Raw genomic sequence first — 13292 nt, 5'->3', positions numbered from 1 at the left:
CGGAGGGGCTCGGCTCGGCGTGGGCCGGGGGCATGACGGCGACCAGACTGGAACCGACGAAGACGGCGCCCAGGGCGACGGCCGTGCGGCGGCGCCCGGGGAGTAGGGGGGGTCTCGCGGCGTTCGTGGGCATCGGGGCGTTCTCCTCCTCGCGGATGGCGCGCCAAGGCAGCTTCTGCGCACCCGCCCGAGGGGAGTTTCGCCGCGCCTGACGTCCCGGCGTGGGGGTGCCCACACGATCTTAGGACCTGGGGCCGTCGAACACGAGTGTCCGGAGGCCCGTTCTCACACCGTCCGCCCGCGGGACGGTCGGGCCCGGGAAGGAAAACGGCTCCGGGGCGCCCGCACGGGCGCCCCGGAGCCGTTTTCCGGGCGGAGGGAGGCGGCTCGCCCGGTCCGTCAGGTCGCGCTGGGCTCCGCGGAGCGCGCGGCGGGAGGTGCGTCGACCCCCTCCGGTACGGCCGAGGGCGCCTTGGCGACCGGGTCGGGCACGAAGCGGTAGCCCACGTTGCGCACCGTGCCGATCAGCGACTCGTACTCCGAGCCCAGCTTGGCGCGCAGGCGCCGCACGTGGACGTCGATGGTGCGTGTGCCGCCGAAGTAGTCGTAGCCCCACACCTCCTGGAGTAGCTGCGCCCGGGTGAACACCCGGCCTGGGTGCTGCGCCAGGAACTTGAGCAGTTCGAACTCCTTGAAGGTCAGGTCGAGGATGCGGCCGCGCAGCCGCGCGATGTAGGTGGCCTCGTCGATGACGAGATCGCCCCTGCGGATCTCGTCGGGGTCGTCCGTCCCGGCCTCGGCCGATCCCACGGCCAGCCGCAGGCGCGCCTCGACCTCCGCGGGGCCGGCGGTGGACAGGATGAAGTCGTTCACCTGCCAGTCGGGGGTCAGCGCCGCGACGCCGCCCTCGGTCAGGATCACCATCAGCGGGCAGTCCAGGCCCGTGGTGTCGAGCAGGCGGCAGAAGTTGCGGGCCGCGGCGAGGTCGGTCCGCGCGTCCACCAGGATGGCGTCGACCGGCGCGCCGGAGCCGCCGCCCGCGTTCGACGCCAGCAGGGCCCCCGCCTCCGCCGGTGCCACCCGCACCGAGTGCAGAAGGAGACCGAGGGCGGGAAGTACGTGGTCGGACGGTTCGTTCGAGTTCGTCAACAGCAGCAGATGGCTCATGCGTCTCTTCTCGTCACCCCGCTCTGTGCGGGCGATCGAAGGCGCCATTGCCCCCGGTGAAGATGTCCAATTCGTCGCCTCCGAGCAACACCAAGGATAATCAACGGATGGCGAAGTGCACTATCAGGTACTGGGCAGCGGCCAAGGAGGCCGCCGGAACCGCTGAGGAAACGGTCGGGGCCGCCACGCTCGCGGAGGTACTGGAGGCGGCGTGTCGGCTGCACCCGGACGACCGCTTCCAGCGCGTACTCGGATCCTCCTCGCTGTTGGTCGACGAGCACCCGGTCGGGCGCAGAGCGCACGGTGACGTGCCGGTCACGGACGGCACTGTGATCGAGGTCCTACCGCCCTTCGCGGGCGGCTGAGGTGCCGCAAGGCTCCGGAAACAGGAGGGGAACATGGCTGAAACACCCCGGTGGGCGGGCGATGCGCGCGTGGTGATGCTCGGCAAGCCGGGATGCCACCTGTGCGAGGACGCCTGGGGGGTCATCGAGCGGGTCACGGACGAACTCGGCGCCAGCCGGGCGGTGCGGCGGCTCGACGAGGTCGGCGCGGACGAACGCGAGGAGTACTGGGACAAGATCCCGGTGACCTTCGTGGACGGGCGGCGCCACGACTTCTGGAGGGTGGGGGAGGAGCGGCTGCGCTCCGCCCTGGGCGGCTGAGGGGTTTCGGGCGGTTCTCCGGAGGGCCTCACCGTCAGGGGCCCGGCGATGGGAGGGAACGTTTCCGATTGCTCTCGGGGGGCGGCTCCGCCGGAGAGCTGAGTAAGTCCGAAAACTACATCTGTGACCACAAATATGCACATATGGCGTTCTTTGGTTGTCCTGAATTGCCGACGTGCGCGCCCGGGGTTTCCGCGGGGGTGCCGAGCCCCTCGCCGGTGGGAACTTATGAGCCCGCCGTCACAGCGGGCCCCACTTTGTGCGTGCTTTCACAAGCGCGTAATCTGGGTACCCCAAGACACGCCTGAGGAGTGCGGCGGCGGCAGCCCGTCCGCTCCGCACGCCGACCCAGGCGGCCCGCCTCCCGCCCGGACCGCCTCCGCGCCCGCCCGCCGACCAGGAGCGCCCGCCTGTGACAAGTCGTCCACCACGGCCCCGGGAGAGGGGCATCCCGGAGGCCACCGTGGCCCGGCTCCCCGTCTACCTGCGGGCCCTCCAGACCCTCCAGGACCGCGGCACCCTCACCGTCTCCTCCGAGGACCTCGCCTCCGCGGCCGGTGTGAACTCCGCCAAGCTGCGCAAGGACCTGTCCCACCTCGGGTCCTACGGCACGCGTGGCGTTGGTTACGAGGTGGAGTACCTCGTCTACCAGATCTCACGTGAGCTTGGTCTCACCCAGGACTGGGCCGTGGCCATCGCCGGGATAGGCAACCTGGGGCGCGCACTGGCCAACTACGGGGGGTTCGGGACCCGCGGGTTCCGCATCGCGGCGCTGCTCGACGCGGACCCGGCGATGGTGGGGCAGAGTGTCGCCTCCCTGGGCGTGAGGCATATTGACAGCCTGGAGGAGGTTGTCCGTTCGGAGAGGGTTTCCATCGGGGTCATCACGACGCCGGCGGTCTCCGCCCAGGGCGTGGCGACGCGCTTCGTCGAGGCGGGGGTGGCCAGCATCCTCAACTTCGCGCCGGTCGTACTCAATGTGCCGGACGGAGTCGATGTGCGTAAGGTCGACTTGTCCATCGAACTCCAGATCCTCGCCTTCCACGCGCAGCGCAGGGCCGACGGCGACGGCTACGGCGCGGAACGCGCGGGGCTGGAGCTGACGTGACGTGAGGGGTGGACGATCCGGGCCGTGAGGCCCGCATGAGCGGTGGGCGATGAGCGAGCGTGCGCCGCGCCTCCGGCGGTCTGGCCGCCGCCGGGGCATACGAAGACGCTGTGTGGTGCCTGCATAGGAGTAGTGCGGATGAGTGTCCTGGCCGTGGGGTTGAGCCATCGGAGTTCGCCGGTGGCGCTCCTCGAACGTGTCGCGCTGAACGGGGAGACCCGCGCCAACGCGGTCGCCGAGATGGTCGGCTCCGAGCCCGTCAACGAGGTCATGGTGGTCTCCACCTGCAACCGCACCGAGGTCTACGCCGACGTCTCGGCCTTCCACGGCGGCGTCTCCGCCATCACCGAACTCCTCTCCTGGCACACCGGGGTCCCCCTCGGCGAGCTCTCCGAACACCTCTACGTCCACTACGAGGACCGCGCGGTCCAACACCTGTTCTCCGTCACCTGCGGGCTCGACTCCATGGTCCTCGGCGAGGGCCAGATCCTCGGCCAGGTGCGCGACGCCCTCAAGGAGGGCCAGGAGACCGGTTCCGTCGGCCGCGTCCTCAACGACCTCGGCCAGCGCGCCCTGCGCGTGGGCAAGCGCGCCCACACCGAGACCCACCTCGACCACGCGGGCGCCGACATGGTCAGCTTCGGCCTCACCGTCGCCTCCGGCGGCCTCGGGCTCGGCCCGACCGGCGCGCCCCAGACCACCGCCCTCCAGACCGCCCAGACCGTGGACTCGCTGCCCCCCGCGGGCTGCCCCATGTCCGCGGTCCCGGGCGGCACCGCCGACGCGCCCGGACTCGCCCGGCCCGCGCACGGCCCCCTCACGGGCGTGCGCGTCCTCGTCCTCGGCGCCGGTTCCATGAGCGCACTGTCCGCCAACACCGTCTCCCGCCAGGGCGCCGAGGCGGTCGTCGTGGCCAACCGCACCTTCGAGCGGGCCGCGCGCCTGGCCGAGTGCCTCACCGAGGCCTACGACACCGCCGACGCCCGCGCCGTCCCCTTCGCCGACGCCGCCGCCGCGCTGGCCGAGGTGGACCTCGTCATCTCCTGCACCGGGGCCCAGGGCCTCGTGCTGACCGCCGAGGCCGTGGCCGCCGCCACCGCCGGGCGCACGCGGCCCCTGGTCTTCCTCGACCTCGCGCTGCCCCGCGACATCGACCCGGCCGTGCGCGAGCTGCCCGGCGTGCGCCTGGTCGACATCGAGGACCTGCGCCAGGCCGCCGCAGCCGCGCCCGGCGCCGAAACCGGCCGCGACAGCGCACTCACCCTCGTGCGCGGCATCGTCGACGAGGAGGTCACCGAGTTCCGCGCGGTCCGCCGCGCCCACCAGGTGACCCCCACGGTCGTCGCCCTGCGCGCCCAGGCCAGGGACCTGGTGGACGCCGAGCTCTCGCGCCTGCATGGCCGCCTGCCCGCCGACCTCGACGACCGCACGCGCGAGGAGATCAGCCGCGCCATGCGCCGCGTCGCCGACAAGCTCCTGCACAGACCGACCGTTCGCGTCAAGGAACTGGCCGCCGCGCCGGACGGGGAGTCCTACGAGGCGGCCCTGAGAGAACTCTTCGCACTCGACCCCGGAAGCCCCGAGGCGCTCACCGCCCCCGAGGGCACCGCCACCGCGGCACGGACCGCACAGGAGAAGTCATGACCGGCACGCCCTCCCTAGGCACGACCGCCGACGGAGCACCCGACCACGGCGCCCCGGCCAGGCTCGGCACCCGCCGCAGCACCATGGCCACCAGCCAGTCGCGCATGGTCGCCGACGCCATCACCGCACGCACCGGCAGGGCGATCGAGCTGGAGCTGATCACCAGCTTCGGCGACGTCACCAAGGCGCACCTGACCCAGCTCGGCGGCACCGGCGTGTTCGTCAACGCGCTGCGCGACGAGCTCCACGCGGGCACCGTGGACTTCGCCGTCCACTCCCTCAAGGACCTGCCCACCACGCCCGCCGAGGGGCTCGTGCTGGCCGCCGTCCCCGAACGCGACGACCCGCGCGACGCCCTTTGCGCGCGCGACGGGCTCAAGTTCGCCGACCTGCCCGCCGGGTCCAGGGTCGGCACCGGCTCCCCGCGCCGGGTCGCCCAGCTCGCCGCGCTGCGCCCGGACCTGGTCTACGTCCCCATCCGCGGCAACGCCGAGACCCGCCTGGGCAAGGTCTCCTCCGGAGAGCTGGACGCCGTCGTCCTGGCCTACGCCGGGCTCGGCCGCGTGGGCCGCACCGACGACGTCACCGAGGTCTTCGAGCCCGAGCAGATGCTGCCCGCGCCCGGCCAGGGCGCCCTCGCCGTCGAGTGCCCCGCCGAGCGCCTCGACGGCGACCTGGCCTACCTGAACTCGGTCGACCACCCGGCCACCCGTGCCGAGGTCGTCGCCGAACGCACCGTGCTCGCCGAGCTGGAGGCCGGTTGCGCCGCCCCGGTCGGCGCCTACGCCCAGTACGACGCCGGGGCGGGCCGCCTGCGCCTGCGCGCCGCCGTGGTCGCCACCGACGGGGCCGAGGCCGTGCGCGGCGAGCGCGCCGCCGACCTCGCCTCGCCCGGGGACCTGGCCGCCGCCACCGCGCTCGGCCGGGACCTGGCCCGCCAGATGATCGCCGAGGGCGCCGACCGCATCGTGGCCGAGGCCTTCGCCGAGAGGGACACGCCCTAAGCAGGAGCAGCCGGCGGGCCTCCTCGGCCTGGGCCCGCCGTACCGCCGCCCCCGCCGCCGCACACCGGGGCGCGGCGACCCACACAGAGGAGCCAGCACGTGAACGCCAACGCCAACCCCCAGCCGGAGGAACCGCGCGCCGCAGCGCGGGCCGGGCACGTCGCCCTGGTCGGTTCCGGTCCGGGCGGCGCCGACCTGCTCACCCTGCGCGGCGCCGAGCTGCTGAGCCACGCCGACGTGGTCATCACCCTGCGGGAGCCCGCCGCGGAGGAGCTCTCGGGCTTTCGCGCCGAACTCCTCTCCCACTGCTCCGAGGACGTCTCCGTGATCGAGGCGGGCGAGTGCGGCGGCGACGTCAACGCCATGGCGGTGGCGCGCGCCCGCGACGGGCAGCGGGTGGTCCGCCTCTACTCCGGCGACCCGTTCTTCGGCTGCCGCGGCGCCGAGCTGGTCTCCGCCTGCCACGAGGCCGGGGTCGAGGTCGAGGTCGCCCCCGGCGTCTCCGCGATCACCTCCGTGCCGACCTTCGCGGGCGTGCCCCTGCTGGACGCGGACAGCCCCGAGGTGCGCGTGCTCAACGCCCGCGCGCACGGCGGGGGAGGGGTCGACTGGCACGAGGCCGCCGCCAGCGGCGCCACCCTCGTCGTCATGGGCGGCGACGCGCCCGCCGACGAGCCGGTGGAGCACCAGGGCCCCGGCTTCGACGTGCTGTGCAAGACCCTCATCGCCGGAGGGCGGCCCGCCACGACCCCCGTCGCGGTCGTGCGCGCGGGCGGCACCACCCGCCAGACCACGGTCTCCTCGACCCTGGGGCGGCTCGTCGCCGACCTCAAGGCCAAGGACGCCAAGGGCCACCACGTCACCGCGCCCGCGCTGATGGTCGTCGGTCCCGCCGCGGGACGCCATTCCGAGCTGTCCTGGTACGAGAGCCGCCCGCTGTTCGGCTGGCGCGTCCTGGTGCCCCGCACCAAGGAGCAGGCCGCCGCCCTGTCCGACCAACTGCGCGGCTACGGCGCGGTGCCCGAGGAGGTGCCCACCATCTCAGTGGAGCCGCCGCGCACCCCGCAGCAGATGGAGCGCGCCGTCCGCGGCCTGGTCACCGGCCGCTACCAGTGGGTGGCCTTCACCTCGGTCAACGCGGTCCGCGCCATCCGGGAGCGCCTGGAGTCCTACGGCCTGGACGCGCGCGCGTTCGCCGGGGTCAAGGTCGCCGTCGTCGGTGAGGCCACCGCGCGCGCCGTGCGCGAGTTCGGCATCCAGCCCGACCTGGCCCCGCCCGAGGAGGAGCAGTCCAGCTCGGGCCTGGTCTCGGTGTGGCCGCCCTACGACGCCGAGATCGACCCGATCGAGCGGGTCCTGCTGCCGCGCGCCGACATCGCCACCGAGACCCTGTCCGCAGGACTGGACAAGCTCGGCTGGGAGGTCGACGACGTCACCGCCTACCGCACCGTGCGCGCCGCGCCCCCGCCCGCGCCCGTCCGCGAGGCGATCAAGGGCGGCGGCTTCGACGCGGTGCTGTTCACGTCCTCCTCCACGGTGCGCAACCTGGTGGGGATCGCGGGCAAGCCGCACAACACCACCGCCATCGCCGTCATCGGCCCCGAGACGCAGAAGACCGCGATCGAGTTCGGCCTGCGCGTCGACGTAGTGGCTCCCAAAGCCTCGGTTTCCGCCCTGGCAAAGGCCCTTTCGGAGTACGGTGCCGAGAAGAGGCGCGAGGCGGTCGAGGCGGGCAAGCCCGTCCTCAAACCCAGTCAGAAGAGGCGCGGCCGCCGCCGCAAGCTCTGAGAGACCACACCGCCGCCGACGCACGAACCTTTCCCGGGAGCACCGTGATGAACGCCTCCAACAACGACGCGGCCTTCCCCGTGGTCCGGCCGCGCCGCCTGCGCCGCGGTCCGGCGCTGCGCCGCCTGGTCGCCGAGACCCGGGTCCGCCCCGAGAACCTCGTCCTGCCGATGTTCGTCAAGGAGGGCATCACCGAGCCGGTGGCCGTCTCCTCGATGCCCGGCCAGGTGCAGCACACGCGTGACAGCCTGCGCAAGGCGGCCCACGAGGCGGCCGCCGCCGGGGTCGGAGGGCTGATGCTCTTCGGTATCCCCGCGCACAAGGACGCGCACGGCTCGGCCGCCGACGACCCCGAGGGGATCGTCCAGGCCGCCCTGCGCGACCTGTCCGCCGAGGTCGGCGACGACCTCGTGGTGATCGCCGACCTGTGCCTGTGCGAGTACACCGACCACGGCCACTGCGGCCCGCTGGAGGTGGACGGGCACGTCGACAACGACCTGACCCTGGAGCGGTACGCGTCCGTGGCCGCGGCCCAGGCCGAGGCGGGAGCCGCCGTGGTGGCGCCCAGCGGCATGATGGACGGCCAGGTCGCGGCGATCCGCGCCGGTCTGGACCGCACCGGGCACCGGCAGGTGCCCATCCTGGCCTACGCGGCCAAGTACGCGTCGGCGTTCTACGGCCCCTTCCGCGAGGCCGCGGAGGGCGCGCCGCAGTTCGGCGACCGCTCCGGCTACCAGCAGGACCCCGCCAACGCGCGCGAGGCGCTGCGCGAGGTGGCCCTGGACGTCGCCGAGGGCGCGGACATGGTGATGGTCAAACCCGGCCTGGCCTACCTCGACATCGTGGCCAAGGTGGCCGAGGCCTCCCCGGTACCCGTGTCGGCCTACCAGGTCAGCGGCGAGTACGCCATGATCGAGGCGGCCGCGGAGCGGGGCTGGATCGACCGCGAGAGGGCCATCGTGGAGACACTGACCTCTTATCGCAGGGCCGGGGCCGAGCAGATCCTCACCTACTGGGCGACCGAGGCCGCCCGCCTGCTGCGGTAGCGCGACCAGGCCCCTCGCCCCGGTCGCGGTCTCCGGGCGCCGGGCCTTCGAAGACGAGGCCGCGTCTGGAACACGAGCGAACACCGGGGAGGCTCCATGGCCGAGGTTCTGTACCGACGTAAGCGCCGCCATGCTGCGGGCGGCATGCTGGCTGCGGCTCTGGGCTACGCCGAGCTGGGCTGGCCGGTGGCGCGCGGCACCTCGCCGGGGCAGGACCGCGCGTGCAGTTGCGACCGGATGGGCTGTCCGGACCCGGCGGCGCACCCGGTGACGATGGCCTGGGCGGTGGAGGCCAGCACCGACGCCGACACCATCCGGCGGTGGTGGACGGCCGCCCCCGACGCCAACATCATCCTGCCCACGGGGCGGGTCTTCGACGTGTTCGACGTCCCCCGTGAGGCGGGTCTGATGGCGCTGGCGCGCATGGGCCGCTCGGGCGTCCCCGCGGGCCCGGTCGCGGCGGTGGAGTCCTCGCGCTACCTGTTCTTCGTGGCCACCCGTTCGCCGGTGGACGAGGACGAGTGGTGGTCCTGCCACCTGGACTGCGTACCCGAGGCCGTGGAGGAGATGCCGGGGTTGCGCTGGCACTGCCGGGACAGCTTCGTGCTCGGCGCCCCCTCGCTGCTGCCCTCCGGCGGCCGGGTCACCTGGATCCGCCCGCCGCGCGCCGCGGACGGGGCCGTGGTGCTGCCCGACCCGATCGTGGTGCTCGACATCCTCGCCGACGCGAGCGAGGAGTTCCCCGCCTGACCCCCGGCGCGCGCCGGGCCCGCCGGTGGCGCTACCGGGCCGGGCGCGCGAGCGGCGGTCCGGCGTTCACCCGGGCAGGGTGAGGATCTCGGCTCCCTTGTCGGTGACGGCGATCGTGTGCTCGCTGTGCGCCGTACGGCATCCCGTCGCGCTGCGCAGGGTCCACCCGTCGGCGTCGGTGACCAGTTCGTTGGTGTCCGCCATGACCCACGGCTCCAGGGCGAGCAGCAGCCCGGGGCGCAGTTTGTAGCCGCGTCCGGGCTGTCCGGTGTTGGCCACGTGCGGGTCCTGGTGCATCGTCGACCCGATGCCGTGACCGCCGAACTCGGTGTTGATCGGGTACCCCGCCGCGCTGAGGACCGAGCCGATGGCGTGGGAGATGTCGCCGATACGGGCGCCGGGCCGGGCGGCGGCGATCCCCGCCTCCAGCGCGCGTTCGGTCGCGCGGATCATCGCGAGGCTCTCCGCGGGCCTGGACTCGCCCACGACGAAGCTGATGGCGGAGTCCGCGGCGATCCCGTCCAGGGAGACTGCGAGGTCGAGGGTGAGCAGGTCGCCGTCGGCGAGCGCGTAGTCGTGGGGCAGCCCGTGGAGCACGGCGTCGTTGACGGCCGTGCAGATGTAGTGGCCGAACGGCCCGCGCCCGAAGGAGGGCGCGTAGTCGACGTAGCAGGACTGCGCTCCGGCCTCGGCGATCATCTCCCGGGCCCACCGGTCGATGTCCAGGAGGTTGGTGCCGACCGCGGTACGGCTCCGTGCCGTCCGGAGGATGCGGGCGACCAGGGCGCCGGCGTCCTTGGCTCGGGCCAGTTCGGCGGGTTTCAGGATCTCGATCATGCGACGGCCTCTCACGCAACCAATAACTATACCGGCCATACTATACCGCTTCCGGGGGTGGAGTTCTGGCCGGAACGCCGGTCGCCCCACCGGAGGGCGGGCGCGGACGGCGCTGCGGGGTCCTGCCCCGCCCGCAGGGGCGCCCAACGCCCGGGGTCGTGCCCGACGCACGCGTCGGAGGGCCTTCGAGGACGGGCCCGTCCGGCCTCCGAGGACGGGCCCTCTAGCAGTCCCGGCGCTCCCGTACCCACAGGGCGAGCCGGGTGCGGTCGCGCAGCCCGAGCTTGCGCAGGATGCTCGTGACGTGGTTCTTGGCGGTGCCCTCGGTGATGAACAGGGTCCGCGCGACCTCCCGGTTGGTGGCGCCCGTGCCGACCAGGCGGGCCACCTCCTCCTCGCGCTCCGACAGCCGGGGCGCCTCCCCGTGCTCCGAACGGCGGGACGGGTCCGCCTCGGGGGCGGCGGAGGGGCCCCCGCCCAGCGCTGCGACCAGGAGTTCGGCCGCCGGACCGCCGAGAACGGTCTCGCCCCGGGCGACGCGGCGGATCGCCGTAACCAGTTCCTCCGGCGCCACGTCCTTGAGCAGGTAGCCGCGCGCTCCGGCCCGCAGGCCGCCGAAGACCAGTTCGTCGTCGTCGAACGTGGTCAGGACCAGGGCGGGCACGCCCGGATACTCCGCGCGCATCCGCCCGACGAGGGCCACCCCGTCCATGCGAGGCATACGGGCGTCCACCAGGGCCACGTCCGGGAGCGGGTCGGCGGCCGACAGGAACTCCAGGGCCTCGACGCCGTCCGCGGCGTCGCCGACGACGTCGACGCCCTCCTCGATCTCCAGCAGTTTGCGCAGGCCCTGCCGCATCAGGATCTGGTCGTCGACGATCAGGACCGAAACAGTGGTCAAGTGGTGCCCCCAGCCGTGCCGTGAACAGTCTCCCGCGTACCGGCGTCCGCGGGAACCTCCGCGCGGAGCCGGAAGCCGGGGGAACCCGCCGGGGGCGCGCTCCCCGGCGCCGCGCCCTCCAGCGTGCGCTCCCGACAGGTCTGGTCCCCGTCCGCCGCGTCCTCACGCGTCCGGCCCTCCGGCGCCGCGCTCTTCCGCGCCCGGGCCCCCAACGCCGTGTCCTCCCGGGCCCGGTCGTCCGCGCACACGTTGCCGCTGAGCATCGTCCCGCCGACGGCCGCGACCCGTTCGGACAGGCCCCGCAGCCCGAACCCCGCGTGCACCGCCTCCTCCGCCGCGCCGCCGCCGTTGTCGGTCACCGTGAGCGCGACCCCGTCGGCGCGGGTCAGCACCTCCACCTCGACCAGGTCCGCGCCCGAGTGGCGCATCGCGTTCGTCAGGCCCTCCTGGAGCACCCGGTAACAGACCAGCTCGGCCTCCTCCGACAGGTCGGGCCAGACCCCGGTGCCGGTGACGGCGAACCCGATCCGGATGCCCCCGCCGTCGAATGAGGCCGCCAGCGCCCGCATGGCCGCCGGCCCCGCGCGTCCCTCCAACCGCAGGGGTCGCAGCGCGCGCACCCAGCGCCGGGTGTCGGTGAGCGCCTCCCCGGCCAGTTCACGGGCCTGCTCCACCTCCTCCCACGCCGCGTCGGGCCGGGCTGTGCGAAAGCGCAGCGCGTTCGTCAGCGACATCGTGAGCGCGGTCAGGTAGTGGCCGGTGCTGTCGTGCATCTCCCGGGACATGCGGGCGCGCTCCTCGGCCACGGTGAGCTCGCGGATGCGCTCGGAGCGGCGGCGCAGCTCCCCGTGGGCCTCCTCCAGCGCTGCAAGGAGCTCCCGTGTGCGCTCGGCCCGCCGCGCGGCCACGGTCAGCCCGAGGAACACCGTTCCCGACGCCGCCACGATGAACAGCAGGATCACCCCGGCGAACAGCCCCACCGCGAACGGCAGGTCGGGGACCACCAGGGTGAGACCGACGCTGAACACGAGAACGGCGGAGCCGTAGCCGATGCCGCCCGGCAGCCCGAACACGGCCACCGCGTTCATCGTGCCCACGCACAGCAGCAGGAAGGTCGTGTGGTTGCTGCTGAGCATGCAGAGCACGGTGAGGGCGAGGAAGGCGGCGCTGACCGCCCTGCGCGGCCACGGGGACGCCGGGGACCAGGCCAGGAACGGCCACAGCGCGCAGCAGAGCAGCAGGACGCCGACGCTGACGAGCACAGCGGTGTTGGCGACGGGGTCGCCGCCCCGGAAGCGCATCTGCCCGCTCAGGAACAGCAGGGCGTAAAGGCCGAGTGTGAGCGCCACCGCGCCCCAGAACAGCAGTTTGAGAACGCGGGGCGGACGGTTCTCGTGCAGCGTGACCCAGGAGGACGGGTCGGTCGCGGAGCCGGGGGTGCGCATTCCTCCGAGCCTAGTCGGGACCGCCCGGTGCGGACCGTCGCGTGAGGTCATGGTCGGGGGCACGTCCGCACCATGACCTCCGGCACGTCCGGGGCCCGCCGAACGCGTGACCGCACCGTGCCCCGCGGTCGATGCGGCCCTGAAAGCCCTTTTCCTAGTGTTGTGCCACGAGAACGGCGAGGGAGAGGAAAAAGGAATGAACGGTACGGAGAATCCGTCGGAGGCGAAGAGGGAAAGGCCGCGCATTCCCCTTTCGGGAATTCTCGTCACAGCGGTCTCGGTCGCCCTCATGGCCCTCGTCTCCTGGACGGCCTGGCCCGAGCTGCCGGGGACGGTGCTCAGCGGACGGACCAACCTGGACGGCACCCCCGACACGGTCCCCCGGGTGGTGCTCGTGCTGGCCCTGCCCCTGACGACCGGACTGCTGGCGGTCGTGCTGTCGGCCGCCGCGGTCTTCGGGACCCGTCTCCAGAACGGCCTCCAGGACTCGCTGCGGCTGTCGTCGGCTCGGAGCGCCGCGCGGGGCATGAACGCGCTCCTGTGCCTGCTGTCCCTGTTCCTGCTCGTGACGCACGGCGTGCTCGTCCTGGGCCAGGCCGGATGGGACCTCCCGATCAGCCGGGTGCTGGGGGCGGCGACAGGTCTGTTCCTGGTCGGTCTCGGCGCCGTCCTGCCCGCACCGGAGCCCGGGGCGGACCGCGACGGGCCCGTGCTCCGCTGGTGGTCGGGCGCGCACCGCCTCATGAGGACCGGGTTCGTGCTGGTCGGCCTGGCGCAGGCGGCGGTCGTCCTGCTCGTCGACCACATGCTGGTGTGGCTCCTCGTCCCGCTGCTGCTGCTCCCCTTGATGTGCGCGGCCGTGGTGCTCCCGCTCCTGCGCGGTCGGGACTGAGCACGCGGGACGGCGGGGGCGGGCGGGTGCGGCGGAGGTGAGGCC

General features: G+C 73.5%; 13 protein-coding genes. 9 read left to right on the top strand and 4 right to left on the bottom strand.

The window, feature by feature from the left end; all coding sequences use genetic code 11:
- Positions 1 to 399: 399 nt before the first annotated feature.
- Positions 400 to 1167 (bottom strand): response regulator transcription factor, encoded by a 768-nt coding sequence (locus ABD54_RS21800; RefSeq protein WP_013155372.1) that lies wholly within the window; start codon positions 1165 to 1167, stop codon positions 400 to 402.
- A 107-nt stretch (positions 1168 to 1274) separates the two neighbouring features.
- Here ABD54_RS21800 and ABD54_RS21795 point away from each other — a divergent pair, with 107 nt between their 5' ends.
- From ABD54_RS21795 to ABD54_RS21760, 8 genes are all read left to right on the top strand, one after another.
- Positions 1275 to 1532 (top strand): MoaD/ThiS family protein, encoded by a 258-nt coding sequence (locus ABD54_RS21795; protein ID WP_047871391.1) that lies wholly within the window; start codon positions 1275 to 1277, stop codon positions 1530 to 1532.
- Between the two features lie 33 nt (positions 1533 to 1565).
- Positions 1566 to 1832 (top strand): glutaredoxin family protein, encoded by a 267-nt coding sequence (locus ABD54_RS21790; RefSeq protein WP_047871390.1) that lies wholly within the window; start codon positions 1566 to 1568, stop codon positions 1830 to 1832.
- Positions 1833 to 2244: 412 nt separating this feature from the next.
- Positions 2245 to 2940, top strand: coding sequence for a redox-sensing transcriptional repressor Rex (locus ABD54_RS21785; protein WP_047871389.1), 696 nt, complete (start codon positions 2245 to 2247; stop codon positions 2938 to 2940).
- 138 nt (positions 2941 to 3078) lie between these two features.
- Positions 3079 to 4584, top strand: coding sequence for a glutamyl-tRNA reductase (locus ABD54_RS21780; RefSeq protein ID WP_047871388.1), 1506 nt, complete (start codon positions 3079 to 3081; stop codon positions 4582 to 4584).
- Positions 4581 to 5588 (top strand): hydroxymethylbilane synthase, encoded by a 1008-nt coding sequence (gene hemC / locus ABD54_RS21775; RefSeq protein WP_047871387.1) that lies wholly within the window; start codon positions 4581 to 4583, stop codon positions 5586 to 5588. Before ABD54_RS21780 ends, hemC begins: the two co-directional genes overlap by 4 nt.
- 99 nt (positions 5589 to 5687) lie before the next feature.
- On the top strand, positions 5688 to 7376 hold the full coding sequence (locus ABD54_RS21770; protein WP_047871386.1) for a uroporphyrinogen-III synthase: 1689 nt from the start codon (positions 5688 to 5690) through the stop codon (positions 7374 to 7376).
- Between the two features lie 47 nt (positions 7377 to 7423).
- The gene (gene hemB, locus ABD54_RS21765) at positions 7424 to 8422 is read left to right on the top strand and encodes a porphobilinogen synthase (protein ID WP_047871385.1); all 999 of its coding nucleotides are present in this window, start codon (positions 7424 to 7426) and stop codon (positions 8420 to 8422) included.
- A gap of 96 nt (positions 8423 to 8518) precedes the next feature.
- On the top strand, positions 8519 to 9172 hold the full coding sequence (locus ABD54_RS21760) for a bifunctional DNA primase/polymerase (protein ID WP_082166936.1): 654 nt from the start codon (positions 8519 to 8521) through the stop codon (positions 9170 to 9172).
- Positions 9173 to 9238: 66 nt separating this feature from the next.
- On the opposite strand, the gene map is transcribed toward ABD54_RS21760, so the two are convergent.
- The 3 genes from map to ABD54_RS21745 form a co-directional block, all read right to left on the bottom strand.
- Entirely contained in the window at positions 9239 to 10009 is a 771-nt protein-coding gene (map, locus tag ABD54_RS21755) for a type I methionyl aminopeptidase (protein ID WP_047871383.1), read from the bottom strand.
- 223 nt (positions 10010 to 10232) lie between these two features.
- Positions 10233 to 10910 carry a response regulator transcription factor gene (locus ABD54_RS21750; RefSeq protein WP_047871382.1) on the bottom strand — a complete coding sequence of 226 codons (678 nt, stop codon included), beginning with the start codon at positions 10908 to 10910 and terminating at the stop codon, positions 10233 to 10235.
- The gene (locus tag ABD54_RS21745; RefSeq protein WP_047871381.1) at positions 10907 to 12355 is read right to left on the bottom strand and encodes a sensor histidine kinase; all 1449 of its coding nucleotides are present in this window, start codon (positions 12353 to 12355) and stop codon (positions 10907 to 10909) included. The genes ABD54_RS21750 and ABD54_RS21745 overlap by 4 nt, the downstream gene beginning before the upstream one ends.
- 289 nt (positions 12356 to 12644) lie before the next feature.
- Here ABD54_RS21745 and ABD54_RS21740 point away from each other — a divergent pair, with 289 nt between their 5' ends.
- Complete coding sequence (locus tag ABD54_RS21740) at positions 12645 to 13247, top strand: hypothetical protein (protein ID WP_235432147.1); 603 nt, start codon at positions 12645 to 12647, stop codon at positions 13245 to 13247.
- Positions 13248 to 13292 lie beyond the last annotated feature (45 nt).

Origin of the sequence: Nocardiopsis sp. RV163, assembly GCF_001029525.1 — a bacterium.
GTDB lineage: Bacteria > Actinomycetota > Actinomycetes > Streptosporangiales > Streptosporangiaceae > Nocardiopsis > Nocardiopsis dassonvillei.
The sequence above is the reverse complement of the archived record's forward strand: the minus strand, read 5'-3'. Positions and strand labels throughout refer to the sequence as shown.